At 45.0% G+C, this 25,155-nt stretch carries 24 protein-coding genes, 1 other RNA gene and 1 pseudogene; 9 read left to right on the forward strand and 17 right to left on the reverse strand.

What is annotated here, in order from left to right; all coding sequences use genetic code 11:
• Positions 1-32: 32 nt before the first annotated feature.
• From EKN56_RS11445 to rsmS, 3 genes are all read left to right on the forward strand, one after another.
• Positions 33-1,529, forward strand: coding sequence for a sensor histidine kinase (locus tag EKN56_RS11445; RefSeq protein ID WP_130591898.1), 1,497 nt, complete (start codon positions 33-35; stop codon positions 1,527-1,529).
• A 34-nt stretch (positions 1,530-1,563) separates the two neighbouring features.
• Positions 1,564-2,247, forward strand: coding sequence for a response regulator transcription factor (locus EKN56_RS11450; RefSeq protein ID WP_130591899.1), 684 nt, complete (start codon positions 1,564-1,566; stop codon positions 2,245-2,247).
• Positions 2,248-2,309: 62 nt separating this feature from the next.
• On the forward strand, positions 2,310-2,468 hold the full coding sequence (gene rsmS, locus EKN56_RS11455) for a pleiotropic regulatory protein RsmS (protein WP_130591900.1): 159 nt from the start codon (positions 2,310-2,312) through the stop codon (positions 2,466-2,468).
• 12 nt (positions 2,469-2,480) lie between these two features.
• On the opposite strand, the gene EKN56_RS11460 is transcribed toward rsmS, so the two are convergent.
• The 3 genes from EKN56_RS11460 to acrR are packed head-to-tail and all read right to left on the reverse strand — an operon-like array spanning position 2,481 to position 4,084.
• A complete protein-coding gene (locus tag EKN56_RS11460; RefSeq protein WP_130591901.1) occupies positions 2,481-3,017 on the reverse strand; it encodes a hypothetical protein in 537 nt (178 codons plus the stop codon).
• Positions 3,018-3,051: 34 nt separating this feature from the next.
• Positions 3,052-3,405 (reverse strand): DsrE/DsrF/TusD sulfur relay family protein, encoded by a 354-nt coding sequence (locus EKN56_RS11465; RefSeq protein ID WP_130591902.1) that lies wholly within the window; start codon positions 3,403-3,405, stop codon positions 3,052-3,054.
• 37 nt (positions 3,406-3,442) lie between these two features.
• Positions 3,443-4,084 carry a multidrug efflux transporter transcriptional repressor AcrR gene (gene acrR / locus EKN56_RS11470; protein ID WP_130591903.1) on the reverse strand — a complete coding sequence of 214 codons (642 nt, stop codon included), beginning with the start codon at positions 4,082-4,084 and terminating at the stop codon, positions 3,443-3,445.
• Between the two features lie 157 nt (positions 4,085-4,241).
• Here acrR and EKN56_RS11475 point away from each other — a divergent pair, with 157 nt between their 5' ends.
• The 3 genes from EKN56_RS11475 to mbfA all read left to right on the forward strand — a co-directional run bounded on the left by EKN56_RS11475 (position 4,242) and on the right by mbfA (position 9,667).
• Positions 4,242-5,423, forward strand: a complete 1,182-nt coding sequence (locus tag EKN56_RS11475) for an efflux RND transporter periplasmic adaptor subunit (protein ID WP_130591904.1) — start codon at positions 4,242-4,244, stop codon at positions 5,421-5,423.
• A gap of 19 nt (positions 5,424-5,442) precedes the next feature.
• Positions 5,443-8,592 (forward strand): efflux RND transporter permease subunit, encoded by a 3,150-nt coding sequence (locus EKN56_RS11480; RefSeq protein WP_130591905.1) that lies wholly within the window; start codon positions 5,443-5,445, stop codon positions 8,590-8,592.
• A gap of 118 nt (positions 8,593-8,710) precedes the next feature.
• On the forward strand, positions 8,711-9,667 hold the full coding sequence (gene mbfA, locus EKN56_RS11485; protein ID WP_130591906.1) for an iron exporter MbfA: 957 nt from the start codon (positions 8,711-8,713) through the stop codon (positions 9,665-9,667).
• A 65-nt stretch (positions 9,668-9,732) separates the two neighbouring features.
• On the opposite strand, the gene copM is transcribed toward mbfA, so the two are convergent.
• Positions 9,733-10,119 carry a CopM family metallochaperone gene (copM, locus tag EKN56_RS11490; protein ID WP_210405300.1) on the reverse strand — a complete coding sequence of 129 codons (387 nt, stop codon included), beginning with the start codon at positions 10,117-10,119 and terminating at the stop codon, positions 9,733-9,735.
• Positions 10,120-10,357: 238 nt separating this feature from the next.
• Between copM and EKN56_RS11495 the strand changes: the two genes are divergently transcribed.
• On the forward strand, positions 10,358-12,037 hold the full coding sequence (locus EKN56_RS11495) for a GGDEF domain-containing protein (protein WP_130591907.1): 1,680 nt from the start codon (positions 10,358-10,360) through the stop codon (positions 12,035-12,037).
• 119 nt (positions 12,038-12,156) lie between these two features.
• Positions 12,157-13,086 (forward strand): annotated as a pseudogene (locus tag EKN56_RS11500) (fatty acid desaturase family protein).
• Here EKN56_RS11500 and EKN56_RS11505 read toward each other — a convergent pair.
• The 12 genes from EKN56_RS11505 to ffs all read right to left on the reverse strand — a co-directional run bounded on the left by EKN56_RS11505 (position 13,048) and on the right by ffs (position 23,983).
• Positions 13,048-13,635, reverse strand: a complete 588-nt coding sequence (locus tag EKN56_RS11505) for a YybH family protein (RefSeq protein WP_130591908.1) — start codon at positions 13,633-13,635, stop codon at positions 13,048-13,050. The pseudogene EKN56_RS11500 and the gene EKN56_RS11505 overlap by 39 nt on opposite strands.
• Positions 13,598-14,245 (reverse strand): phosphatase PAP2 family protein, encoded by a 648-nt coding sequence (locus EKN56_RS11510; protein WP_130591909.1) that lies wholly within the window; start codon positions 14,243-14,245, stop codon positions 13,598-13,600. The genes EKN56_RS11505 and EKN56_RS11510 overlap by 38 nt, the downstream gene beginning before the upstream one ends.
• Positions 14,246-14,316: 71 nt before the next feature.
• Complete coding sequence (locus tag EKN56_RS21260; RefSeq protein ID WP_246019810.1) at positions 14,317-14,586, reverse strand: hypothetical protein; 270 nt, start codon at positions 14,584-14,586, stop codon at positions 14,317-14,319.
• Positions 14,552-15,661: a B12-binding domain-containing radical SAM protein gene (locus EKN56_RS11515; protein WP_246019811.1), complete on the reverse strand. Its 1,110-nt coding sequence runs from the start codon at positions 15,659-15,661 to the stop codon at positions 14,552-14,554. Before EKN56_RS11515 ends, EKN56_RS21260 begins: the two co-directional genes overlap by 35 nt.
• A gap of 242 nt (positions 15,662-15,903) precedes the next feature.
• Entirely contained in the window at positions 15,904-16,965 is a 1,062-nt protein-coding gene (locus EKN56_RS11520; RefSeq protein WP_246019812.1) for a B12-binding domain-containing radical SAM protein, read from the reverse strand.
• A complete protein-coding gene (locus EKN56_RS11525; RefSeq protein ID WP_130591910.1) occupies positions 16,962-17,990 on the reverse strand; it encodes a GNAT family N-acetyltransferase in 1,029 nt (342 codons plus the stop codon). The genes EKN56_RS11520 and EKN56_RS11525 overlap by 4 nt, the downstream gene beginning before the upstream one ends.
• Positions 17,990-19,336, reverse strand: coding sequence for a B12-binding domain-containing radical SAM protein (locus EKN56_RS11530; RefSeq protein ID WP_130591911.1), 1,347 nt, complete (start codon positions 19,334-19,336; stop codon positions 17,990-17,992). Before EKN56_RS11530 ends, EKN56_RS11525 begins: the two co-directional genes overlap by 1 nt.
• A 6-nt stretch (positions 19,337-19,342) precedes the next feature.
• The gene (locus EKN56_RS11535) at positions 19,343-20,734 is read right to left on the reverse strand and encodes a B12-binding domain-containing radical SAM protein (protein ID WP_130591912.1); all 1,392 of its coding nucleotides are present in this window, start codon (positions 20,732-20,734) and stop codon (positions 19,343-19,345) included.
• An 8-nt stretch (positions 20,735-20,742) separates the two neighbouring features.
• The gene (locus tag EKN56_RS11540; RefSeq protein ID WP_130591913.1) at positions 20,743-22,272 is read right to left on the reverse strand and encodes a GH3 family domain-containing protein; all 1,530 of its coding nucleotides are present in this window, start codon (positions 22,270-22,272) and stop codon (positions 20,743-20,745) included.
• The gene (locus tag EKN56_RS11545) at positions 22,265-22,975 is read right to left on the reverse strand and encodes a hypothetical protein (protein ID WP_130591914.1); all 711 of its coding nucleotides are present in this window, start codon (positions 22,973-22,975) and stop codon (positions 22,265-22,267) included. The genes EKN56_RS11540 and EKN56_RS11545 overlap by 8 nt, the downstream gene beginning before the upstream one ends.
• Before the next feature lie 256 nt (positions 22,976-23,231).
• Positions 23,232-23,585: a transglycosylase domain-containing protein gene (locus EKN56_RS11550; protein WP_168189645.1), complete on the reverse strand. Its 354-nt coding sequence runs from the start codon at positions 23,583-23,585 to the stop codon at positions 23,232-23,234.
• A gap of 301 nt (positions 23,586-23,886) precedes the next feature.
• Positions 23,887-23,983: signal recognition particle sRNA small type (ffs, locus tag EKN56_RS11555), an RNA gene on the reverse strand.
• A 182-nt stretch (positions 23,984-24,165) separates the two neighbouring features.
• On the opposite strand from ffs, the gene EKN56_RS11560 reads away from it, so the two are divergent.
• On the forward strand, positions 24,166-24,486 hold the full coding sequence (locus EKN56_RS11560) for an MGMT family protein (RefSeq protein ID WP_130591916.1): 321 nt from the start codon (positions 24,166-24,168) through the stop codon (positions 24,484-24,486).
• A gap of 52 nt (positions 24,487-24,538) precedes the next feature.
• Here EKN56_RS11560 and EKN56_RS11565 read toward each other — a convergent pair whose 3' ends face one another.
• Positions 24,539-24,973 (reverse strand): YbaY family lipoprotein, encoded by a 435-nt coding sequence (locus tag EKN56_RS11565; RefSeq protein WP_168189646.1) that lies wholly within the window; start codon positions 24,971-24,973, stop codon positions 24,539-24,541.
• Between the last annotated feature and the right edge of the window lie 182 nt (positions 24,974-25,155).

A 25,155-nucleotide genomic window follows, 5' to 3' on the forward strand; every position in this document is an offset into this window, starting at 1 on the left:
TCCGGTTCATTAATTACATGATTGGGTATGGAATGAAATCTAAAAAGTTTCTTTATCTGTTTATGGTCGTCACTGTCCTGATTATCGGACTGATTGGCTATTTTGGATACCGTACCCTGTCACAAGAAAGCACCCTAAATGAATACCAAACTCAGCAACTGGCCAAAACCCGCGTGGCGCAAACTCAGGATTTCATTTTGCAGCAGTTGGGACAAAAACAAATTCGCTTCAGCGCCATTCTGGCCTACCTGAAACTGGATCCCCTGTCGCTGAATACGCTGATTGCTCAGGACAGTGATATCGAAGCCCTGTTTGTACTGGAACAGAACAAGCTGGTATTTCCCGATGCTTATAATCCACTGAATCAAAAAGAATCCCGTTTTATCGAGCTAATCACACCCATTATTCAGGATCCGGCCATTCTTATCGCTAAACAGCATCAGTCTGACGATAAACAACCTGATTTTGGCTGGTATGTGATGCAAGAGCAGCAACAGCTGGTACTGATTTACTGGCATAAACTCAACAATCAAATCATTGGCTTTAAGCTGTCCTATGTGAAATTGCTGTCAGATATCATTTCCAGCATCGATTTTAACTATGAGCCGGACAGTCTGGTGATCTCAGATAATGGTCAAGTACTGTATCAGTCACTGACCCGCGCCTATGATAAAACCAAACAGCCAACCTATAATCAGGCTCTGCCCTTCCCGCTGCATGCCTGGAAAATTGATTACTACGCCAGTAACAACAGCAACTACTCACTCTATTATTTCACCCTTGGTCTGTTGGCTATCGCTATCCTGGCCGTGGGAATTATTGCACTATCGTTGTATCGTGAATTTAACCGGGCTACCCGTCTGGCCAGCCAACAAGTCAGTTTTGTCAGTCAGGTATCCCACGAGCTTAAGACCCCACTCACCAATATCACGCTATATGCAGAAATGCTGAAAGAGATGGAGCAGGAAGAGGATAGCCAGAATACTCACTATCTGGAGGTGATCATCAGTGAAAGCCGCCGCCTGTCTCGCCTGATTCAAAATGTGCTGACGTTTACCAAATCACCTAAAATCAATCTGCAGCCGGTGGATATCAACCAGTTACTGGTGCAGATTCACACTATTTTTACGCCGGTCTTTGAAGCGAAAGGCATTCATTTGGCACTGACAGTTGAGGGCCATCTGAATACCCACAGCGATATCGATCGAATAACTCAAATCATCAGCAACTTGCTTAGCAATGCGGAAAAGTACGCTGCCGAAGGCAAGAAAGTCCAACTCAGTGCCTGTCAGGATGATAAGAACATTTATATCCGCGTGCGGGATTATGGCAAAGGTCTGTCAGACAAAGAGCTAAAACATATCTTCCAGCCATTCTATCGAGTGAAATCAGAGATTACCGAAGGGGTTACCGGAACCGGTATTGGCCTGACGATAGCGCTTCAGTTAGCTCAGAGTCTGTCCGGCACCCTGATGGCAGAAAACTGCGATAGCGGGCTGGAATTTACCTTATGTATCCCGCGCAGCTGAAAAGGTACGGACAACATGATACGGATAAATAACCATGAAAATTTTAATTGCTGAAGACGATGTTCATATTCGCAATGGATTGAGCGATATGCTCTCCCGCGAAGGTTACACCATGATTACTGCTGAAAACGGTAAAGTCGCCTTAGTGAAATATCAGCAAGAACAACCTGACTTCATTATTCTGGATATTATGATGCCAGAATTAGATGGCTACTCGGTGTGCAAAGAAATCAGAAAGCATGATGAACATACGCCTATTGTTTTTCTTTCCGCCAAAGGAGAGGAGATCGACAAAGTGTTGGGCCTTGAGTTGGGTGCCGATGACTATATCAATAAGCCTTTTGGTATTCATGAAGTACGCGCCAGAATTAAAACCATCGCCCGCCGCTGTTTGAAAGCCAAACAAAATTCGCCGGACCAAACGTTTCAATTTGGCGATCTGCTGGTATCTCCGGCGGAACTCTGTGCCAAACGCGAACAGCAGATTATTGAATTATCCTTGCGCGAAATTAAAATTCTGATGTGCCTGTGGCAGCATAAAAATCAGGTTGTTACTCGCGATATGCTGTTTGATTGTGCCTGGGGATATGATCATCTGCCTAACAGCCGCACGCTGGACCAGCACGTTTCCAAACTGCGTAAACTTATTGAGCTGGATCCGGTTACGCCAATCCTGATTAGAACCATACACGGTGCCGGTTATCGTTATCAGGAATAACTGACCGTAGAAAAAGTCGCTACAATAGCAACACCGTTCACTCTTACCCGAGGCGTTTACCGATGTCGCTGGAACAAGCTCCTGAAGAGGTCAAACTGGCTGTCGATTTAATTTATCTATTGGAAAGCAACCAAATTGATGCCAAAACCGTACTGGCAGCACTGAAAATTGTCGAACAGGATTTTTTACGTAAGGCAGAACAACAGCAGCAACATGATTAAAACTGCCCCTACTTACCTATTCTGCTGATGAGCAGTAAATACGCCTGCGCTAAACAGGGTATAAGTTAACATGGTTAACAGAGGCAACCATTGGGGCTCTTTCAGGTGAGGAGCTATCCAATGAAAAGAAAAACAGGCCAGAAAAGCAAAATCATAAGGTGAATAGCCAAGAATAGGCTCTCCACCAGCCGATAGCACCAGTGTGCAAACTACCTGAGCATAGAGAATAAAAAGTAGAAAAAGAATATAACGCCATAACCGCTGCCTTGGTAAGGGCATATAGCGCCCATAGGCATGTCCCATTGCCAATAATCCCAGACAAAAAACTGCCAGACAAAACCAGCGCGTTATTTGAAGCAATCCTACCCGACTAATGGTGAATCCTTCACTCAGTACCAAATCACGGCTGAACCAGGCGCTGGAATCCACTAGCAACAGACAGAAATAAGCCAGTACCTGACTTAACAGCGGTAAAATCCCCACTAACACCAATAGTAATAAAATGAATGCCACTGGTGATGAACGGAAAACAGAGCGGGAATGGGTCATTGATTAAACCCATTCTGATAAATGGCCTCACTCATCAGAATGTCAGCACTTTGTCTGCCGCCAGTGTCCACTGAGCCAGCTCGACTAACGTACCAATCTCTACTCCCTCAATCAGTGGTAATTGACTGATACCACGACCATCGGTGCAGGTTTTACATAACTTCACTTCAACGTTTTGGGCCGTCAGGATCTCCAGCATTTGCTGAAGATTATATCCTTCATGAGGTTTCTGACCGCGAATTCCGGCACTTACCGCATCCGACATCAGGAATAGTTTTAATTCACAATCCGGTGACTGCTCACGAATCGCGATGGACAGGCGTAAAGCATTAAATAGTAGTTCACTGCCATAAGGCGCGCCGTTAGCGACAACCAGTATACGTTGCATCTGTTATTTCCTGTGATGGGATATTCTCACCCTGAGGCTAAAAACACGCTTTCTTTAATGAAGGACTATGTTTCATTAAATCAATAAAAGCATCAACTAACCGCGGGGCTTCCTGTTCTAATGAATAAGATTCTGGCATAAAAAGCCAGTTCTCTATCAGACCACAAATATATGCCCGCAAAGTGATAGCCGCAAGGCCGATATCCAGTTGTTCGTCCAATTGTTTATATTGAACGCACAATCGCAGATCTTTCTCAATTCTTTCATAATTTTCAAGATATAAAGATTGATGAATTTGTTGTAATGAGAGCAATTCTCCGACAAACTCACACTTATGAAATAATATACCCAGTAAAGTTCTTCGACGAGGATCCGTCACTGTCGCCTGGAGAACAAAAATAAGCGTATGGCGTAATGCTAAAAGCGGTTCTAAGGGAAATTCATTTCTGTATCGCAGCACTACGTCATCAATGCTAGACTCTATTTGAGTCCACATTGCATTGAAAATATCGACCTTATTTTTGAAATGCCAGTAAATAGCGCCTCGCGTCACTCCTGCCGCCAGGGCTATATCATTCAGCGATGTACTGGATACTCCCCGCCGGGAAAATTCCTGCATGGCGGCATCAAGAATATGCTGACGGGTTTCCAGGGATTGTTGCTTAGTTTTGCGGCCCATAATTTTTATGCTTTATGTGCGGTGTGTTGTGTAATTACTTACATACATACATGAATGTTTGTATTATAGCACACTAATTTTTTGAGAATAACCGTGTGGTTACCTGAGTTTAACTATAACGGTAACTGATATTGAAATATTGAGTTGAGGTTGATCTATGAGTAGAAACAGAGGGGTGATGCCTCTGGCAGCGGTGCTAATGCTTTCAAGCGGTTTAGTACTCGTAGGATGCGATAATAAATCCGACGCGGGCGCCCAACACGCAGCTCCAGAAGTTGAATTTGTAACGGTAAAAACACAACCAATCAATATCACTACTGAGCTTCCTGGACGAACATCTGCTTTCCGTATTGCAGAAGTGCGTCCTCAGGTAAGCGGAATTATACTTAAACGCCAGTTTACTGAAGGCAGCATGATCAAAGAGAGCGATTCTCTTTATCAAATCGATCCTGCAACCTATCAGGCGACTTATAACAGTGCCGTTGCCGATCTGGCTAAAGCAGAAGCTAACGCTACCCTGACGCGTTTAACGGTGAAACGTTATCAACCACTACTGAAAAATAACTTTGTTAGTCGTCAGGACTACGATACTGCCGTGGCTAATGCACGTCAGGGCGAAGCTAGCGTACAGGCAGCAAAAGCGGCTGTGGAAACTGCCCGTATCAATCTAGAATACACCAAGGTGATGTCCCCTATCAGCGGTTTGATTGGCAAATCCAGCGTTACCGAAGGTGCACTGGTGAATGCGAATCAGGCAAATGCTCTGGCAACCGTACAACAGCTTGATCCTATCTATGTAGATGTCACTCAATCCAGTAATGATTTCTTGCGTATGAAGCAAGAGCTGGCTGATGGCTCACTGAAAAAGGAAAGCAAAGCAGCGGTAAGTCTGATTTTTGATAACGGTAGCGTCTATAAGGAACAAGGCACTCTGGAGTTTGAAGACGTCACCGTTGATGAAACCACGGGCTCTATTACTATGCGTGCTGTTTTCCCGAATCCAAACAATCAGCTACTGCCAGGCATGTTCGTTCGTGCCCGCGTTGACGAAGGGGTAAAACCTAATGCGATGCTGGTTCCTCAGCAGGGAATCACCCGTAACCAACGTGGTGAAGCCACAACGCTGGTTATCGATAAAGAAGGTAAAGTTGAATCACGCATTATTACTACCGGTCAGGCTATTGGTGCTGATTGGCTGGTAACCCAAGGCCTTGAGCCGGGCGATCGCGTGATTGTAACGGGCCTACAGAAGATCAGACCGGGCGCATCTGTCAATGCTAAAGAGTATGCAGAAAAATCGAAAGATGACGCATCAAACGCACCAGCAGCGAAATCATAAACGAGATTGAGTGTAGCAGATGGCTAAATTTTTTATTGATCGCCCTATATTTGCCTGGGTAATCGCCATAATCATTATGTTGGCGGGGGCTCTGGCATTAGTCCAACTACCGGTATCGCAATACCCTACGATTGCACCACCGGCTGTTTCTATATCTGCATCCTATCCGGGTGCTGATGCGCAAACAGTACAGGACTCTGTCACACAGGTTATCGAACAGAATATGAACGGTATCGATAACCTGATGTATATGTCCTCCACCAGTGATTCGGCCGGTAACGCCTCTATCACCCTAACGTTTGACTCAAAAGCGGATCCAGATATCGCTCAGGTACAGGTTCAGAATAAACTGCAACTGGCGACACCTCTGTTACCGCAAGAAGTACAGCAAATGGGGATCAGCGTTAAAAAGGCCACCAGTAGCTTCTTAATGGTTGCCGGTTTTATCTCTGAAGATGGCTCCATGAGTCAGGAAGATATCGCTGACTATGTGGGTTCAAACGTTAAAGATCCTCTCAGCCGTACCAACGGCGTTGGGGATATACAGCTGTTTGGTTCACAATACGCAATGCGCGTTTGGTTAGATCCTAATAAGCTGAATAACTATTCGTTAACGCCACTTGACGTTAATAACGCCATTAAAGTTCAGAATAACCAGATTGCAGCAGGTCAGTTAGGTGGTACACCACCGGTAAAAGGCCAGCAGTTAAACTCATCGATTATCGTGCAGACTCGTTTACAAACTCCGGAGCAATTCGGTCAGATTCTGTTAAAGATTAATACCGATGGTTCACAGGTTCGTCTGAAAGATGTGGCAACGATTGAGTTAGGTGGTGAAAGCTATAACGTAGTTGCTCGTTTCGATGGCAAACCAGCATCTGGTCTGGGTATTAAGCTGGCTACCGGCGCTAACGCACTGGATACCGCCGCTGCGGTTAAAGCCGAATTAACCGCGCTGGAAAGATATTTCCCCGCAGGCCTGAAGATCGTTTATCCGTACGATACGACACCATTCGTTAAGATTTCGATTAACGAAGTAATCAAAACGCTGGTAGAAGCAATTCTGCTGGTATTTATCGTCATGTACCTGTTCCTGCAGAACCTGCGCGCGACCCTAATCCCTACCATGGCAGTACCGGTGGTGTTATTAGGAACCTTTGCGGTGTTATCCGCGTTTGGCTACTCAATAAACACCCTGACGATGTTCGCCATGGTGCTCGCCATCGGCCTGTTGGTTGATGACGCCATCGTGGTAGTAGAAAACGTTGAACGGATCATGGTGGAAGAAGGTCTGCCGCCAAAAGAAGCCACGCGGAAATCCATGGGGCAAATTCAGGGTGCGTTAGTCGGTATTGCCCTGGTACTGTCGGCAGTATTCGTACCAATGGCCTTCTTCGGCGGTTCTACCGGTGCGATTTATCGTCAATTCTCCATTACGATCGTTTCGGCGATGGTGCTGTCGGTATTGGTAGCGATGATTCTGACTCCCGCGTTGTGTGCCACCATTCTGAAGCCGGTAGCAAAAGGTAGCCATGGCGCTACCACCGGGTTCTTCGGTTGGTTCAACAACATGTTTGAGAAGAATACTCATCACTATACCAATAGCGTTGCTAACATTTTGGGTAGTACCGGTCGCTATATTCTGATCTATCTGGTTCTGGTTGTTGGCATGGCATTGCTGTTTATTCGCCTCCCCTCTTCCTTCCTACCAGAAGAAGATCAGGGTGTATTCCTGGCAGCAGTTCAATTGCCTCAGGGCGCTACTCAGGAAAGAACCCAAAAAATTCTGGACGAAGTTAGCGACTACTTTATTACCAAAGAAAAAGACAACGTTGTTTCGGTGTTTACCGTTGGCGGCTTCGGCTTTAGCGGACAAGGCCAAAATACGGGTCTGGCATTTATTAAACTGAAAGAATGGGATGAACGTCCGGGGGCAGATAATAAAGTGTCAGCCATCGTCGGTCGGGCATCTAAAGCATTCTCTCAGATTAAAGACGGTATGGTGTTTGCCTTTAACCTTCCGGCCATCGTTGAATTAGGTACCGCTTCTGGCTTTGACTTCCAGTTGATTGACCAGGCTGGTTTAGGCCATGAAAAATTAACTGAAGCACGTAATCAGCTATTAGGCATGATTGCTAAACATCCGGATATGTTGGTTGGGGTTCGTCCAAACGGTCTGGAAGATACGCCTCAGTTTAAACTGACTATCGATCAGGAAAAAGCACAGGCATTGGGCGTATCAATTAGTGATATTAACCAAACCCTGTCAACAGCTTTGGGTGGATCTTATGTAAACGACTTTATCGACCGTGGTCGTGTGAAGAAAGTTTACGTTCAAGCTGATGCGCCATTCCGTATGGTACCAAAGGATATTGATAACTGGTTTGTACGCGGTACAAATGGTCAGATGGTTCCTCTTTCTGCCTTCTCCAGCGCACACTGGCAATACGGTTCTCCACGTCTGGAGCGTTATAACGGTTTACCATCCATGGAAATTCTGGGTGAAGCCGCACCAGGCAAGAGTAGTGGTGATGCCATGAAACTGATGGAAGACTTAGCCTCTCAGTTACCGATTGGTATTGGTTATGACTGGACCGGCATGTCCTATCAGGAACGTTTGTCAGGTAACCAGGCACCGTCACTGTATGCCATTTCACTGATTGTGGTATTCCTGTGTCTGGCAGCCTTGTATGAGAGCTGGTCAATTCCGTTCTCAGTTATGCTGGTTGTTCCACTTGGGGTTATCGGTGCTCTGGTAGCCACCACCGTACGCGGTATGGAGAACGACGTTTACTTTATTGTAAGCTTGTTAACCACTGTCGGACTCTCGGCAAAGAACGCCATATTGATTGTAGAGTTCGCCAAAGACCTGATGGATAAAGAAGGTAAAGGTCTGATAGAAGCAACACTGGATGCGGTACGTATGCGTTTACGTCCAATTCTGATGACTTCTCTGGCCTTTATGCTCGGGGTTCTACCACTGGCAATCAGTACCGGTGCGGGTTCCGGCTCTCAGAACGCGGTAGGTACCGGAGTTCTGGGCGGTATGGTCAGTGCGACTATTCTGGCTATCTTCTTCGTTCCTGTGTTCTTCGTAGTGGTGCGTCGCCGCTTTAGTAAGCGCGGTGAAGATATCGAGCATTCACATGCAGTTGAACATAAATCCTAAGTTAAGATTAAATTAACTTCTCCTCAGGGGCCGCAATTGCGGCCCCTGTTTTTTTTACATGCCACCAATAAGGGATTAATATCGTAGGCAGCACATCAGGTAAATTTCCGGAGGCATCATGAAAAATTTCTCCGAGCTTTCAGAAAAGGAAATTCTGGCTCTGGCCATATCGTTAGAAGAAGAAGACCACAAGATATATAACGAATTTGCGGAAGGATTACGGGAGACCTACCCTGATTCAGCAAAAATTTTTGAGCTTATGTCTCAGGAAGAAAATGGACATCGTCACCGCTTAATTAAGCTGTATCAGGAAAAGTTTGGTAATCATATTCCATTAATTCGTCGACAGGATGTAAAAGGCTTTGTTGAACGTAAGCCTATCTGGCTTAGCCGCCCATTAAGTATTGATAAAGTCAGAAAACAATCTGAAGTCATGGAGATAGAAACCCAAAACTTCTATTATCAGGCTGCTCACAGAACTACTGATGCAGCAATTCGCCAACTGTTGGATGACCTTGCGGCAGAAGAGCACCGCCATCAGTTACGGGCAGAGCAATTGGAAAAGCAGCTGATAAACCCGAAAGTGCAGGAAAAAGAGAATAAGTCGGCCCATCGCCTGTTTGTACTTCAGATTGTGCAGCCTTCGCTGGCCGGCTTGATGGACGGCTCTGTATCGACATTAGCACCGGTATTTGCAGCAGCCCTGGCAACCAAAGACAGTTGGCAGGCCTTTCTGGTTGGCTTAGCCGCCTCTCTTGGTGCAGGTATTTCCATGGCATTTGCCGAAGCAGTTTCAGATAACGGTTCACTAACCGGACGGGGAAACCCATGGCTACGTGGAGCTTCCTGTGGCGTAATGACCACCCTCGGCGGGCTGGGTCATACCCTTCCCTTTCTTATTAGTGACTTCTGGACGGCAATGACCGTTTCTGGACTGGTGGTGATATTCGAACTGGCTGCCATTTCCTGGATCCGTAATCGCTATATGGATACACCGTTTCTACAGGCGGCCTTTCAGGTGGTTGTCGGGGGATTGTTGGTTTTCGCTACCGGGTTAGTTATTGGTAGTTCGTAGCATTATCATTTTCAGATAACCATAACGATGCCAGAGAACTGGCCACGTTATGGTTATTCTTATCATTATTTAACGCTGTTATTATGCTCTGCCAGCCAACGATTCATCGTATCGATTTCTTGTTCCTGAGCGTTAATCACCGCTTCCGCCAGTTTACGAATTTCAGGATTTTTACCATATTTCAGCTCAATACGGGCCATCTCAATCGCTCCCTGATGGTGAGGAATCATTCCCTTCACAAAAGCCACATCAGGATCCGACTCCCTGACCGCAGCCATCATCGGCTCATGCATCATGCTCATGGCGGCGGCATACTCTTTGCCTGCTGGCGTCAGAGAACCCTTGTCCATCGCACTCACTTGTTGATGCACACTATGGCTAACTGGTTCTGCGGCAATAACCGCTCCCCATATGAAGAACAGCAATAACGAGACCAAAATAGATTTTTTCATTGTGATTACCTGATACTGTAGAAATGGATTCATTCTGTAGCCAGAAAACAAGTCTCAGTTTAGTGATGCCAGCCAGCTACCGATAAAGTATTGTCGAAAAATCACATTCATGCCTTTTTCTGGCAATAATTCTGTAACATTGGATAAGGTAAGCAAATTGCCTGACGGTTAAACTATGCTAAAATGGAATCAATTAGTTATCATGACATTGAGGTTGTGAGTTTCAGACGGAACCTTAATGATGAAAATTAGAAATTTCTTTATTTTTATTATCTTATTCATAATTACATCACTGAGTATTCTTTCCATTTCTACCATTAGTGGTGATTTGTCCGACCTTCGCGCTAACATCAAAGAACAAAATAAAATTAAATACCTCCAGCTATTATTGATAGCAGGTGAACGTATTTACGATGAACACCAGATCTCAAAAATGGCCTCTTATTATCAGATCGCTGGCCCGATAAATTATCACCCTGTCGATACGGCAATTAATAATCTGCTCGAATTTACTGAACATGAGCCTAAAAAAGATGAGTTCCCTCACGATAAATATGCTGCTTTAGAAGTTAACCGGCTATCGGAAGAGATAAGAAAGGATAAACGCTTCGCCAGCTCTTACTCTTTTAATCGACTGGAATCGATTATTGAGTATCAGATTATTCAGATTCAAAACCACTCTGCCGAATTTATGATTGCCATTGAAGGCGTCAGATTAACCACTCAGCTATATAGTTTTTTTACCGAACTTATCGATCAGCTGATTGATATTGAAGTATCTCATAGCATGGATGAATCATCGGCAATTAAAGCTATTAAACTGTTGGGTGCCATTGATGAAACAGAGAATCGTCTGGTCTCCATACAGAAAAACTACCTTAAGCACAGTAATAAAAGTGAAGAGATAGATGCCTTAGTCAGCGAAGTTTTCAGCCATGACACGATTAAAATAAACCATCTTATTTACAATAACTTTGATCATACTGTTGCTAACAACGTTGGATTACAACGGGTTAATCACTCCTACTTTCAGGCAAAAAACCATCTCTCATCCTTGAATAGAATATTGCTGAACGAAGCTATCGATATTTCGGCTAACCAAATTTACCTGTCCAGAATCAAAATCTATAGCATGGTGTGTTTTCTGGCGATCTTCTTTTTGTTCGCCATTCTGCCTATTTCAGTCATGATCTTTAAACTTAGCGGCGCCTTTACACTGGTTCAGAAAGCCATTACACAACTCTCCAATAATGACCTGAACATCAACTTTAATGAAAATCAAAGCCGTTTTAGTTTTGAACTGGAATCCATTATGCAAGCATTGGCTAAACTGAAAAAAATCCAGATAGAAAAATACCGACTGGAAAATCGCAATAAAGAGTTAATCCGCAAGCTCCAGCTCAGCGCCACCACCGATTATCTCACCGGTATCTCCAACCGTCGGGCGTTTCTGGATGCTATTCGATATTTACCCGCAGAACAGCAGTACAAAGCATCGCTGGCTTTAATTGATATTGATAATTTTAAGCGTATTAACGATCGTTTCGGCCATAGCTGTGGAGATGAAGTATTAATGAAATTTTCCCGATTGCTTAAAACCTTTTTCAGAAAAGAAGATCTGTTTTGCCGTTACGGCGGAGAAGAGTTCGCTATCTTGCTGTACGATTGTGACAATCAGCAGGTACAAAAAACGCTCGACTGGCTATGTAAGAAAACTCGCTATCTCTCGGTTATGGTTCCGGAGTCAGAGAAAGAAAAAGTCTATTTCACTATCAGTATTGGCACCACTGAACTTGCGGATCGGTCCAGTATTAATCATGCGATTAATCGCGCGGATAAGGCGCTGTACCATGCTAAAACAACCGGAAAAGATCGGGTCATTACCTATACTCAGCAGATTGAAGCGCCAACGGTATAATCATTCCTCATTGGTATTATTTCCTTCGATAGTTACCTTTTTATGATCAATCCCCTGATGATTTCTGCAAATATTCGCTATCATCCGCCAATAGTTAAATATGGATTGGATCACACCGGATGAGATTTGCCTTAAACTTTAGCTTATTACTGATATCGTTAGCTATTTCAGCTGCTTGTCTATGGATAGCCAGTCATAGTCAATGGTATTGGGCCATTGCTGCCATTTGGTTTTTTGCACTAATTAATAATATGCCATTTGCGGTGATGCATGAGGCGGTACATGGTGTAGCGGCCAAATCTGAACGCGGAAATCGTATTATTGGCACCATCGCCAGTTGGGCTTTTCCCACCTCTTTTTTATTACAGCAACAGGCGCATCTTGACCACCACCGCCGTAACAGGACGGATGAAGAGTTATACGACTATTACCTTCCTCAGCAGTCAAAATGGCTACGTAGCACCTAGCTTTATATGGGGAATCTGTTGGGGTTTTACTGGTTTTTTGTGGTATTGGGCAACATCATTTATCTGTTTGCCTGCGGGTTCTACCGTTCAAACGTGTTCGTTCATAAGATAGCGCCAGTATTAGGTTTTGGCCCTCAGGTTGCAGAACTGGTTAAGTTACCTGCATTTCGGGTGTGGTATGAAATTGCCATGTCGTTTGGCTATCAGGCACTGCTGTTTTGGCTGTTAGATTTAAGCTGGCTTGGCTATCTCGCCTGCCAAATTGCCTTTGCCCTTCACTGGTCGGCATTACAGTACGTTGACCACGCCTGGAGCAGCAGAGATGTCAAAAATGGAGCGTGGAATTTAAAAGTACTGCCGGTTTCACGCTGGCTTGCGCTAAATTACCATTATCATCTGGCACACCACCAGAAACCGGAGGCCCCTTGGTATCAACTCCCTTCATTAGTTGACCATCAGGCACAACAACCCAGTTTCTGGCGCGTCTATTTTAGTCTGTGGAAAGGCATTCGTCCGGCACCTCCAATGTGTGCCCCGGCAGACCTAACGTTTCTTTTTCCGGAAAACAAAGAAACCAAATAAGACTCCCAGCAAGATTCCGCCTACGGCACCACCAATCGCACTTTTCATGATGGTGTCGCGGGCTTCATTCAGTAATGGGTTATCCATAAAATCAGTACCGATATGGATGGCTTTTATCTTCCAGCGCCCTTCTTCTATCGCCAGCGTTGCCGTCCAGCGGGTATGAAAATCATAGGAGCGCCCATCGCTCAGACTATATTTCTCTATCCCGGTTCCATAAACCACACCCCAGGTTTTATCCGGTGATAGCTCAGTAACAACATCTGGCACAAACGTAATATTTAACTTCTTTAAAAAACGTTCAGGACCAAACCATTTCTGAAAATAAGGCACCACCTGCTGCTGCCCATCGATAAATTCCTGAGTAATCGGCGTAGCTTTAATCTCTTTACTCAATACCGGCAACATCTTTTCATATTCACCGCTGTTAATGGCATCGGTCACCGTTTGTAATGCCTGACGTAACTCATCATGAATCACTTTGTCCTGCTCTTCAGCTTGCACAGTAACGCTAAACAGCATCACGACAAGAATCAGTAATTTTTTCATAACGTCTGTCCATAAGTTGATAAGTAAAAAACGACAACAGCACACCCGAAACAACATCCAACAAATGATGTTGGTGAGTGAACACGGTAGAAAGTATTAAACCTGTTAGCCAAATCATCAGGCTATAACGAACCAGAGGCCGGCAATGTCGCACGATTGCTAAAACAATAGTGACAGAATAGGCCACATGAAGTGAAGGCACCAGATTATGAGGTTTATCTAATGCAAAAATATATTCAAATATCCCGCGATAAAGATCGCTCTCCGGCAGCTGACGGGTGAACCCTAACCGGGCAGGAAACAACAAGAAGATTATCGCACCAATAATGGTTACCAGAATAAGTTCAGCGGATAATCGCTTTAGCTCACGGGAGTTGAGGAAAAATACTGGCAGCATAAACACCAGATACATTGAGAGATAAAACCAGACAAAAGCGGGAATAAAGGGAATTGCCAGTTCCGCCTGCAAATAGAGCGCAAAAAAATCGCTACGCGTACTGGTAAACCAATTTATCGTGGGGTACAACCCAAAAAAGAATACGCCCACCCAACAAGCGTAAATTAAATACGTCTTCAGGCGTTTGGTAAACGGTTCTGCGGTTAATTCCATTTATCTAAATCGCATAAGTAATCATGGCGTTATAATCTCATAACTCTCGGCTAAATAACCTGAAATACTGATTATTTCAGACCAAACCTCATCTGGTGTTTTTTATGCACTTCTTTACGGAACAGCAACGTATAACGCCAAAATGAAGCCATCCTTGATAACGATTGCAGAGTCATCCTGATATCTGAAAAGCGTCGGATGATAGAGGGTAAGCTATTAAACTGGCTGCGGGCCTGATGGCAAGCATTTGTCAGTTGTTCTGCCGTCATTAATTTAGGATTAAACGCCGCCTGATTAAAACGATACTCAGGATGCAGCCACCACTTCTGATCGTAAAGCAACCTTCCCTGCTGTTGTAGCTGGATATAAAGTGGGGGTATTGGGATAAGGCATCAAAATATTGTATGCAGCAAATGCAAAGCGGTTCTTCAGGGCAAACTCCACCGTTTGTTCAATGCTTTCCAGAGTATCGTGATCGTAACCCAGTGTAAAAGCAGCCCAGGTCTGCATGCCGTGGTCGCGAAGTACAGCAATCTCATCCGCATAATGCGAGAAATTTCGCATGTTGGGTGATTTTCTGGCATCCTTTAAGCTCAGTGGATTGATGGACTCAAACCCCATCACATTTCCCCAACAGCCGCTTTTTTGCATTAACGACATCAGTTGACTGTTCTTAGTGACATCCAGACTGGCCTGACTAATCCAGTTTACTTTTAAAGGAATGAGTGCATGACAAAGTTCAGTCAGGGCGGTTTGATCTGAAGCGATATTGTCATCCACAAAGAAGATAAATTTGCGTTCCTGCTGCTCGATTTCTCGCACAACATCATCAATTTTTCTTAAGTAATGCTTACGCCCAAAATATTGGGTTACCGCACAAAACTGACAGGCAAAACGACAGCCACGAGAAAACTGCATCAGAGAAATTGGCAAATAATCCTTTCCCCGAAAGATATCACGCCGTGGGAGCACGCTTGCTCCGCAATGGGTTATCTGCCCGGTACCAACCGGTGCATCATAACGCGCTTTTAAGCGATGGTGACGAGCGTCATTGATTAGTTCATGCCAGAGGGTTTCTGCATCACCGGTAAACAAACTATCTGCATGTTGAATCACCTCTTCCGGCAACAAACTGGCGTGAATTCCCCCCATCACTACCTTAACACCCCGGTTACGGTATTCACTGGCTATCTCATAAGCCCGACGGGCGGTATAGGTTTCCACCGTGATAGCCACTAAATCCGTAGGTTCATCAAAGGGGATTTGCTCCATCCGGTCGTCATACATCACCACTTCCACGTCATCCGGCGTCAACGTGGCTAAAATCCCCAGCATCAGCGGTTCCATTCGGCCTTCATCAATATAGAGGCTGTGCTCCATTCGCCCAATGGTTGGTTTAATTAGCGTTAGCTTCATCCCTTTTCCCCTAACCGTTTACCCTGCTTCCTGATAATTTCCCGATGCGAAATAATATTGGCCAGCAGAGCAATACCTCTGTCCTTCCAATAGGTTCGTTTACTCAAACTCAATAGCCGTTTAACTATCGAAGGGTAACTGTAAAACTGTTTTTTAGCTGAAAAGCAAAGTGCCGTTAGTCGCTCTGCCGTTATCTTGTTAGGCTGAAAAATCGGATCGCCATAACGATAGTCAGGATCTTTCTACCACAAAGGTGATATCAACCGCCCCTCTTCTGCCAGCCGCTGGTAAAGTTTTGACCCCGGCGTAGGAATTAACAGATTAAAATTGGCGATTTCCAGTTTATTGCGCAGAGCAAAATCAATAGATTGCTGAATAGTCTGCTCATCATCTTCGTCATAACCAAAAACAAAGGTGCCATAAATGCTAATACCTCGGGTATGGAGCGCCTTCACGACCTCATCATAATCACCTGCTACACGATTCCAGGACTTTCCCATCTGCTTTAAATTTTGTGTATTCAGGCTCTCAAAACCAATCAGTGCAAAACGACATCCCGCCTGTGCCAACCGATCCAAAAGTTGTGTATTTCTTGCCACATCAATGCTGATTTGGCAGCCCCAACGCCGCTTCAGCGGTTTAAGCATGGTCAACAGCTCTTCGAGAATAACCCGGTTACCAAACAGATTGTCATCAACAAATGCAATAAACCGACGGGGATCCAACGCCATTAGTTCTTCACGCAGTTGCTCTACAGGGCGAGCCCGAACGGTGGAGTGATAAAAACCATGAATAGAACAAAAATCGCAGGCAAAGCGGCATCCCCGGGTATATTGGACCAGTTCAATTGGGGCATACTTTTTACTGCTAAAGATAGCGCGATCGAGCAGGTAATCATTCAGCGGTAGGCTATGATCGCCATGGTAATAACGCTGTAATCTCCCCTGTTGTTTATCCTGCAATAATCTTTCCCAGGCACCTTCGGCATCACCAATAATGACGCTGTCGGCATGCTCCAATGCTTCATCCGGTAAAAACGTCGGGTGATATCCTCCCATAACGACCGTATTTCCCTGAGCGCGATAGCGATCGGCTAATTGATAACTCCGCAATGCGGTAAACGTTTCTACTGAAATTGCTATCAAATCGGCCTGTAAAACATCAGGGATTTCTTCTACCCGATCGTCATAAAAAATGATTTCATGTCCCGCAGAGCGCGCGGCTAAAATTCCCATAGCCAAAGGCGGCATGGCATCAGTCGTGCGGTAATCCCCCATATTGGGACGCAACAGAACGATTCTCATAGAATAGCGGCTTCCGGGGCGATTGCCTGTTGAGGCCATACAGGGCTGGAAACTAAATCAACGCCATATAAACAAGTTTTATAACTCAGCGGACGGAAACGTTTTATCACTGCATTCAGCATTGGATGGCTGTATGCCACCCCAAAGGTCAAAACGTTGGTGGTGCAACGGGACAACGCATCATCAATCAAAGAGAGCATATCCTGATGGTCTGCAATAGCAAAAAAGGCTAAAAAACTCTGATCCAGTGCTTGCTGTTTTGCTGGCAACGCGACTCGTTTCATCAGGCCGGCATAACCATTGTAAATCGGTTTGAGAGTACGCCAGATTGAATGATAATCCAGCGCCATCACCTGTTTAAATGCCTGCTGATTCCATAGTACTGCACAGGCCCGTAATTCAGCGTTCACCCGATAGCCCCATACCGGTAAACCAGAATTTATCAGCCACTCAACGCTTAACTGCGGGCTTAGCTGATAGCCGATGGTCTGTCGATGGTAGAACTCTACCACGTCCTGATATTGTTCCACCGTTTGGTTCTGCCACAATCCCAAATAACGACCTCGCTGAGTGCTTATTGCCAGCGTACTAAGCTCGCCTAACGGGGAGTAACGGGGTAATCCGGTATTCTCTTTTTCCAGCAGTTTTCTTGCCGTCAGGTTATCGCTGGCAATACTGGTGTAACAATACGGTGGCGGTGACAGATGCTGTTTAAGATAGTCAAAACCCGATCTCAGTACGCGAATACGGTTTCGATAATGATGACTAACGCGTAAACTGTTCAAATATCCCAACGGCTGCAATTGTCCATTGATAAAGCCGTTATGTTTAGTTAGCTGACACATTCCCACCACCCTATTATGCTCTTCTGCCAGCACAGGATACTCGGTGCCAAAATAGTGCAGATTAGAGAAGTAATCAGGCCGTCTAGTCATCACCATGTCTATCGTTCCCTGCATAGCATTCTCTTCCAGCAGTTGTAATAGCAACGAGCTATGTTCTGGTAATGCTGTCTGAAAATGCACTATCTCACCTCCAGCAACGGCCCTTGCCAGGTCTCATCACCTAATGGGTAACCGTTACGGGCACTGATTTCATTATGATGTAATGCATTAATGGGAAAATAGTTGCGGAACATAAAGAAGTCATGGCGATTATTCCAGCTACGTTTAGCGATAGAACGCCAGCCATAAAACGTTCTACGAGCCTCAACGCAGCCTTGAGTTACCTGCTGGGGTGTTAACTGGGTAGGGAAAAATGGCAGCTCGTTGTAACGATAGCTATCATCTAACCACCAGCTTTGGTAACGAAGACGATTCTCCTGTTGCAGGCGAGTGTAGAGTGGCGTGCCGGGGAACGGCGTCATATGGTTAAAAGCCGCAATATACATTCCCTGTTGCTGAGCAAAAGTCACCGCCTGCTGGAAAGAATCAACATTATCGTGATCATAGCCAAAAACAAAGGTGCCATATACCGCAATACCATATTTACGTAAGTTGGCTAACGCCTGAACAAACCCGCCTTTCATGGTATTAAAGTTTTTATTCATCAGCTTCAGGTTGGCTTCATTGAGCGATTCAAAGCCAATCAGTACACCTTTACATCCGGACTGAGCCAGTTGCTTTAAAAAACTCTCATCATGGGCTGCATTAATACTCATCTGGGTAATCCAGCGAATATTCAGCTTTGCTAGTTCAGGAAGCCATAAGCGACTTTCGCTGATATTACCGGCAAAATTATCATCCACAAAAAAGAACAATTTCTTATATTTTTTCTGTTCAGTTAACTCACTTAATACCTGATCAGGATCCCTGCGACGATACTTACGTTGATAAAAAGTTTGAACCGCACAAAACTCACAGGGAAAACGACAGCCACGCCCCGTTTCTACCAGCCCTATGGGTAAATAACGCTTATTTCGAAACAGGCTACGGTCGACGCGTACGTGACTGAGGTCCGTTTGTTCTCCACGATAATGAGGCTTTAACGTTTGATGCTGTAAATCGTCTAATAACTCATGCCATATGGATTCCGCCTCGCCGGTCATAATAGATTCGGCATAACGTGCCGCCTCTTCAGGTACCAGCGTGACATGAAACCCGCCCATAATCACCGGCACCCCGCGACGACGGAACTCACTGGCAATTTGGTAGGCGCGTTTAGCGGTATAGGTTTCTACCGAAATGGCCACGGCATCCGTTGGCTCATCATAGGGTATGACTTCCATACGATCGTCATAAAAACGCGTTTCGATATGTGCTGGCGTTAATCCCTTTAAGGTTGCAATAGGAAGGGGCTCCATCTGCCAGGAGCGTAAATAGGATTCATTAGCCCGATGACCAATCGCCGGGTGGATAAAGGTTAAACGCATAATTCTCTACCCTCTGCTTTTGGCCGGGTTATGTTCAATCGGCCAGTCACAGGTATAAAATTTATGCAGATTGTGAGCATAGAAGCGATATCCCAGATTCGCAGTAATCGCCAGTGGCTGGAAGTTTTTTGCATTCCACAGACGACGAACAATATTGTTGTACTGATAGATTTTTTTCCATGCTCTTTCATGCCCGTCTTCCAGCTCTTTTACCGTCATCAGTTTGGGCTGAAACACCACATGCTGAGCATCATATAACTCCCAGTTTTTAGTCAGAATACGCTGTTCCTGCTCCAGCCTCTGATACAGTGGCGTGGCCGGAAAAGGCGTCAGAATAGAAAAACGGGGAAGATCGATACCGGCATCAATCACCAGCTCAACCGTGGCATCAAAGGTATCGACCGTATCGTGGTCCAGACCAAAGACAAAACAGCCCTGAATTGAAATACCCAGTTTATGCAGTTTAGCCACCAGTTCTTTGTAGTTAACGGATGAATTAAACTTCTTACCTGCATCACCCAGGCTACCCGTCGTCACCGTCTCCAGCCCCAGTAATAGGCCTTTACAGCCACTTCGGGCCATTAATTCCATCAGCTCTTCGTTATGAGCAATCAGCACCGTCGACAGACCAAACCATTTAATCTTAAGCGGGATCAGTGCGGTAAACAGTGCTTTTGCATAACCAATATCCGATACCAGATTTAGGTCAACAAAAATAAGCTTTCGCTTTCCGGTACGTTCCACAAACTGACGAATATCATTGACCACCCATTCAACCGGGTGCTGATACTGCTTGCGACCCCACGCCGTTGGCGCTACACAGAACTCACAGTTATGGGTGCAGGCACGCGTCGCTTCAAATACGGCCTGAGTGAGGAAATCTTCACTGTTAAAGCGATGGCGCTCAGGAAAAGGCATATTGGGGTCATCAAGATTAAAGTCAGGTGCCTGCTGATAGCGCTTTTGCAGCTGGCCTGACATAAAATCATGTAATAACTGCGGCCAGCTCTGTTCAGAATAACCAACACAAATCGTATCCGCATGCTCAGCCGCTTCGTCAGGGAGTAGCGTCACATGTGGTCCACCCAACACCACCTTCATCCCCTTTTCCCGAAACCGATCGGCCAGAAAATAGGCCCGGGAAGCCGTGCCGGTAATAACGGTTAAACCAATCAGATCGGCGGTTAAGTCTGCCGGAATCTCGGTGACGCTTTCATCAATTAACGTCACATCGATGGGTAAATCTTTAGGTGTCAGTGCCGCCAGAGTCGTCAGTGTCAGCGGCTGATAGCGTAAAGAACGTTTAAAAATACCGCCGCGTTTACGATACAGCGGCCCTTTTGGTGAAATAAGCACCAGTTTCATTTTACGAGCGTGAGTAAATACATGCGATTCCATATCGGTACCTATTCCACTATTTGAAATATTTCTCGCCAGTTATTGTTATGCATCAGACTGGGTATTTTGATATCTCCCAGACGTTTTCCCTTCGCATACTGCCAGGCCAAATAACAGCGTTCCGGCTGTTCAAGCGGCAAGCAGGATAATGGCACCAGTTGAGACAATGTTCTGGCGTAGGCATATTGAGGATTTTCATTTAATCGTTGTTCAACGATGCCGACAGCTTTTTTATTGTCTGGTAAAAATTGTTTATCCAGCAATAAACAATACCCTAATGACGCGCTATCCGAACATAGCATGGCAAAACCTGTTAAGGGTGACAGGCAGTAATTCACAAAGCTCTCCGTAAGCTTTTCACCAACTAAATCGCTGACAACACCAGTCCGGCCGGTAAAACACAATAGCGGTACATCTGCCTGAAAACCAATACACCGCACCATATCACCCATACGATATCGGTATAGTCCACTGTTGGTGGTGACAATGACCTGATAATCATGATTAACCTTTAAACCATCAGCCAACTGAATATGGCCCTGCCCATCAATAAACTCATAAAAGTTACTATCAATGCACAGCTGTGGCTGATTTTTCTGATTTGGAATGGTAATAATGGCTTCCGTTGCCAGTAGTCCCTTAGGCTGTAAGGTAATTGAAGGGAAATAGTCCATCAATTGGGAAGCTAATGTTGTTGATGAGGCATCAGCCCAACAGCTAATCACATCAAGCTGGGGCCATAAAACACGGGTATCACCAGATTCCAGATAACTCTGGTAAACATCCGCTGCTGGCTGATTTTTTTGTAGCTGATGACCTGCGAGCGCCCCCCCATGTTGCAACAACTCTGACAGATCGCGCTGACGACGCTGCAATCCTTCCAGCAACTGAGTTAAAAAACTGGGACTCCAGACTGAAAATAATCGTAAATCACGACGACATACCAGATAGTAGAGGGTAAGCAACTGCCAGTCATCTACATTGGTCACCTGCGACAATGTCAACGGAACGACAGAAATTTCCGCAAATGCGCTCAAATACTCCTCACCGAAATAAAGCGCGTCTCCGCCACCAACAGGAATTCCGCCCTTTGTCTCGGTAGATTGAGTTATTGCCGGGCTTAGCGCCCAGTAGGCAGTTCCCTTGTCTATCTGAAATTGTTCAACCAACTGAGCTAGCCAGTCTGACAGCGCATAACGAAAATCATCCAGCCCCTTTTCAGAATAAGGGATCAGTTTTCCACCGCTATGGCTTCCCCCGGTTTTTTCAAACGCTATAACCTTGCCCGCAAACAGTTGATCGTGTTGATCTGAAGCACATTTATCAATCCAGGACTTCAGGTTGTCATAATCCACAATGGGTAACTGTTGCTGAAAATCTTCCACGCTCCGGATGCGCTCAAAACCATATAACTGGCCATAGGCAGAACGTTGGTTACGTTGCAGACAATCATGCAACCATGCGGTTTGCCGTTCTGTCACCGACAAATGTTCATGTCGCTTCTGGCGACGAAACTGATACCAGGGAGAGTTATTCACGATATTCAACCGTTGGGTTTAACAACAAAGAGCGGCAGCGTAGAGGCAAATTATCAGCACTAATTTCACATAAACACACCAGTTCATGGCCATCTGCGTAATGAGGATTTTTAGCCAGAAAAAACTGCGCATCTGGTTTTGTCAGGCTGGCTGGCGGTATGGTAGCCAGATTTTCCGCCAGAAAACCATAATCAGGAGGGCATTCAACAATTCCCCGTTGTAAGTTATATAATGTGCCAAATTTTTGCCCGGCCAGTTGGTCTGCAAGCTGCTTAAGCTCGGGTTGTGGTCGCTGCCAGTGAGGATAAAACTGTCTGGCAAACACCACCAAATATTTATAGGTCCGATATCCCTTCACCAGAAGAAACCAGTATAAGGGCTTCCCGGGATGCTGTTGTTTAAACAGCCCCATACGCTGAATCCAGGCCTTATGTAATACTTGCTGCTGCCAATGTTCTGGCAGCACAATAGTATCGCCTGAATAAACAATCATTGAATGTTGATAAGCGTAAAACTGTAGACTGCTGAATCCGACAATCTCCTGATTGTGTTCTAAAATCAGGACCTCATCTTTATGGTCTAAATCGAGGAAAAACCGTTCGGTATCACTACCGGAATAACATTGAAAATAGATGGCGGCCATTCGCTGGCGAGTGGAAACGGAGAGTGAATTAATTTTCTGAAAATAGGCAACATAACTCATTACTCACCTTTTCCATAAGAAAGATACATGTAGATAATTTCCAGTGCCGCTATCCATCGTTAAACAACAAAAGAACCCATTGTTATCCATCAACCCCAAATTACAGGGCAAGCTTATAGTATCAGCCACTCCTTGCAGCTACCATACGATTAAGATTTAGCGATACATAAATATACACTTAGAAAAAGTAAGTAAAATTATAAGCGAAATCGATTGTCATGATTCTGACTGAATCATTAACCCACTCATAACCCTGTTATTCCTGGTTCTCACGACGATCTGTGCACCCTCGCATCTCCAATTTCTCCACCCTTTGTTTAAAGAGCTCTGGTTTCGCCTTGTATAACGAAGGGGCATGTAACATTGCCAGCAACTCAACCGTCTGTGAACAATTCAACGCAGAAACGGGAACAGAAAAACGAACCTGTGCTGCATTCTCAAGGCCATAAACAGGTTTGCCATTATCAGCACCAAAATAGGCATTAGATAACCAGATAGAATTTATTTCTGACTGACTGTACAAAACGGTTAACCAAAGCTGCCATAACGCATTATGCAGATGGTATTTTCCCTGAGGAATTCGTTGTCCCTGATGAAAATTAGAAAACAAATCCCGGGCGCATAAACATAAATCGATTGTGATGGGTAAATAACAGAAAGTAATGAATCAACCTGAGGATTATGGCGAGGAGCCTGATTCAGTGACTGAGATAATGCATCCATTTCACTGCGATGGGGTTCAATCTCAACTAAATAGTAACCAAACAAGGCAAAAATGATGCCTGAGAATAAGAGAGCAATAATGCAAAATAGCCTGCGAAGGATCTTTTTTATCATCTTGACGACCAAAGTCACTACAACAAGGGATATTAAGATTGTTGAGAAAGGGGTTCCCCAAAATTGGGTGGGGGCCCTGCCAGCTACATCCCGGCACACACGACGCTTGCTGCGGCTGCTTCCTTCCGGACCTGACCGAGTTCACAAGTTAGCGTTGCGGGAGAACCAACAGAGCCCCCATTGACGACTTCATTCTCATGAAGCGCAGGCATTATCGTGGATGGGCCGTTCAATTGCAAGGCTCCTGACGCTAAGCGATGTTTTCTTACTCAGTTCTCCAATTTATGGCAGAATTAGCAACCTGTTCTTTATGCTAAAAATCTGCAATATCAACCATAGAAGGAATCTTGTGGATGGAAAACGATGAACCATCGCTCCCAACCCGAATTTATACCGTTGTTGCCTCAATTCCTCCGGGAAAAGTAACAACCTACGGTGCGGTTGCACGTTTAGCCGGAGCAACGGGTGCAGCGCGTCATGTGGGAATCATCTTAAGTCGTTTGCCCGAAGGAAGCACTCTGCCCTGGTTTCGGGTGGTTAATTCTCAGGGGAAAATATCATTGACGGGGCCGGACTATATACGCCAGAAACAGGCATTACTGGCCGATGGTGTGCTTTTTACTCGCTCAGATCGCATCAATTTTAAAATCTATGGTTGGCTGACACAGCCATAAGTCCAAAACAGACTTCAGTATCAGGTTGTGCCAGCCGCCAACAGCAGAGTCATTAGTGCTGAACGCGATCCAGAATCAGATCCGCATGAGCAGGCTGTCCATTGGTAAGAACCTCATTCATTGTGGTGGTGGTATATAACAACTTGCCATCAACAGAGATGGTAGCAAACAGTGAAACTCGTTGGGCTCCGGCTAACTGTTGATTGTTATAAGGCAGTTTAAACATAAAAGGAACCTGCTTACCTTCAGACGGAATAGTGACCGTTGATAAGACTTTTGCAGGCGCATCAGCCAGCGATACATCGGCTAGCGTGACAGTGATTGTCGCTTTTTCAGGTAAAGCCATTCTGTCGCGATAGATCACGCTACCGCTAACGGTGGTTGCACTATTGATAGCGTTCTCCTTCTCATTTTGTGTAGCAGAACTACTACAGCCAACCAATGCAACGGTCAAAGCCGCACTACTTAATAATTTTAAAAAACTCATGTTTACCTCCTGAATATTGTCGGTATCAAACATAATTTTAACTCAAAATTATCAAAAAATCAGTTTAGTTATCTAACTAATTTTAAAAATACCACCTAAACAATGGCATTATATGAATTTTACACCATTATAATCTGAGTTTATATTTCACTGATAAAAACTCCCCTTTCGAAGCATTCCCA

It is taken from the genome of Limnobaculum zhutongyuii (assembly GCF_004295645.1).
GTDB classification, from domain to species: Bacteria; Pseudomonadota; Gammaproteobacteria; order Enterobacterales; family Enterobacteriaceae; genus Limnobaculum; species Limnobaculum zhutongyuii.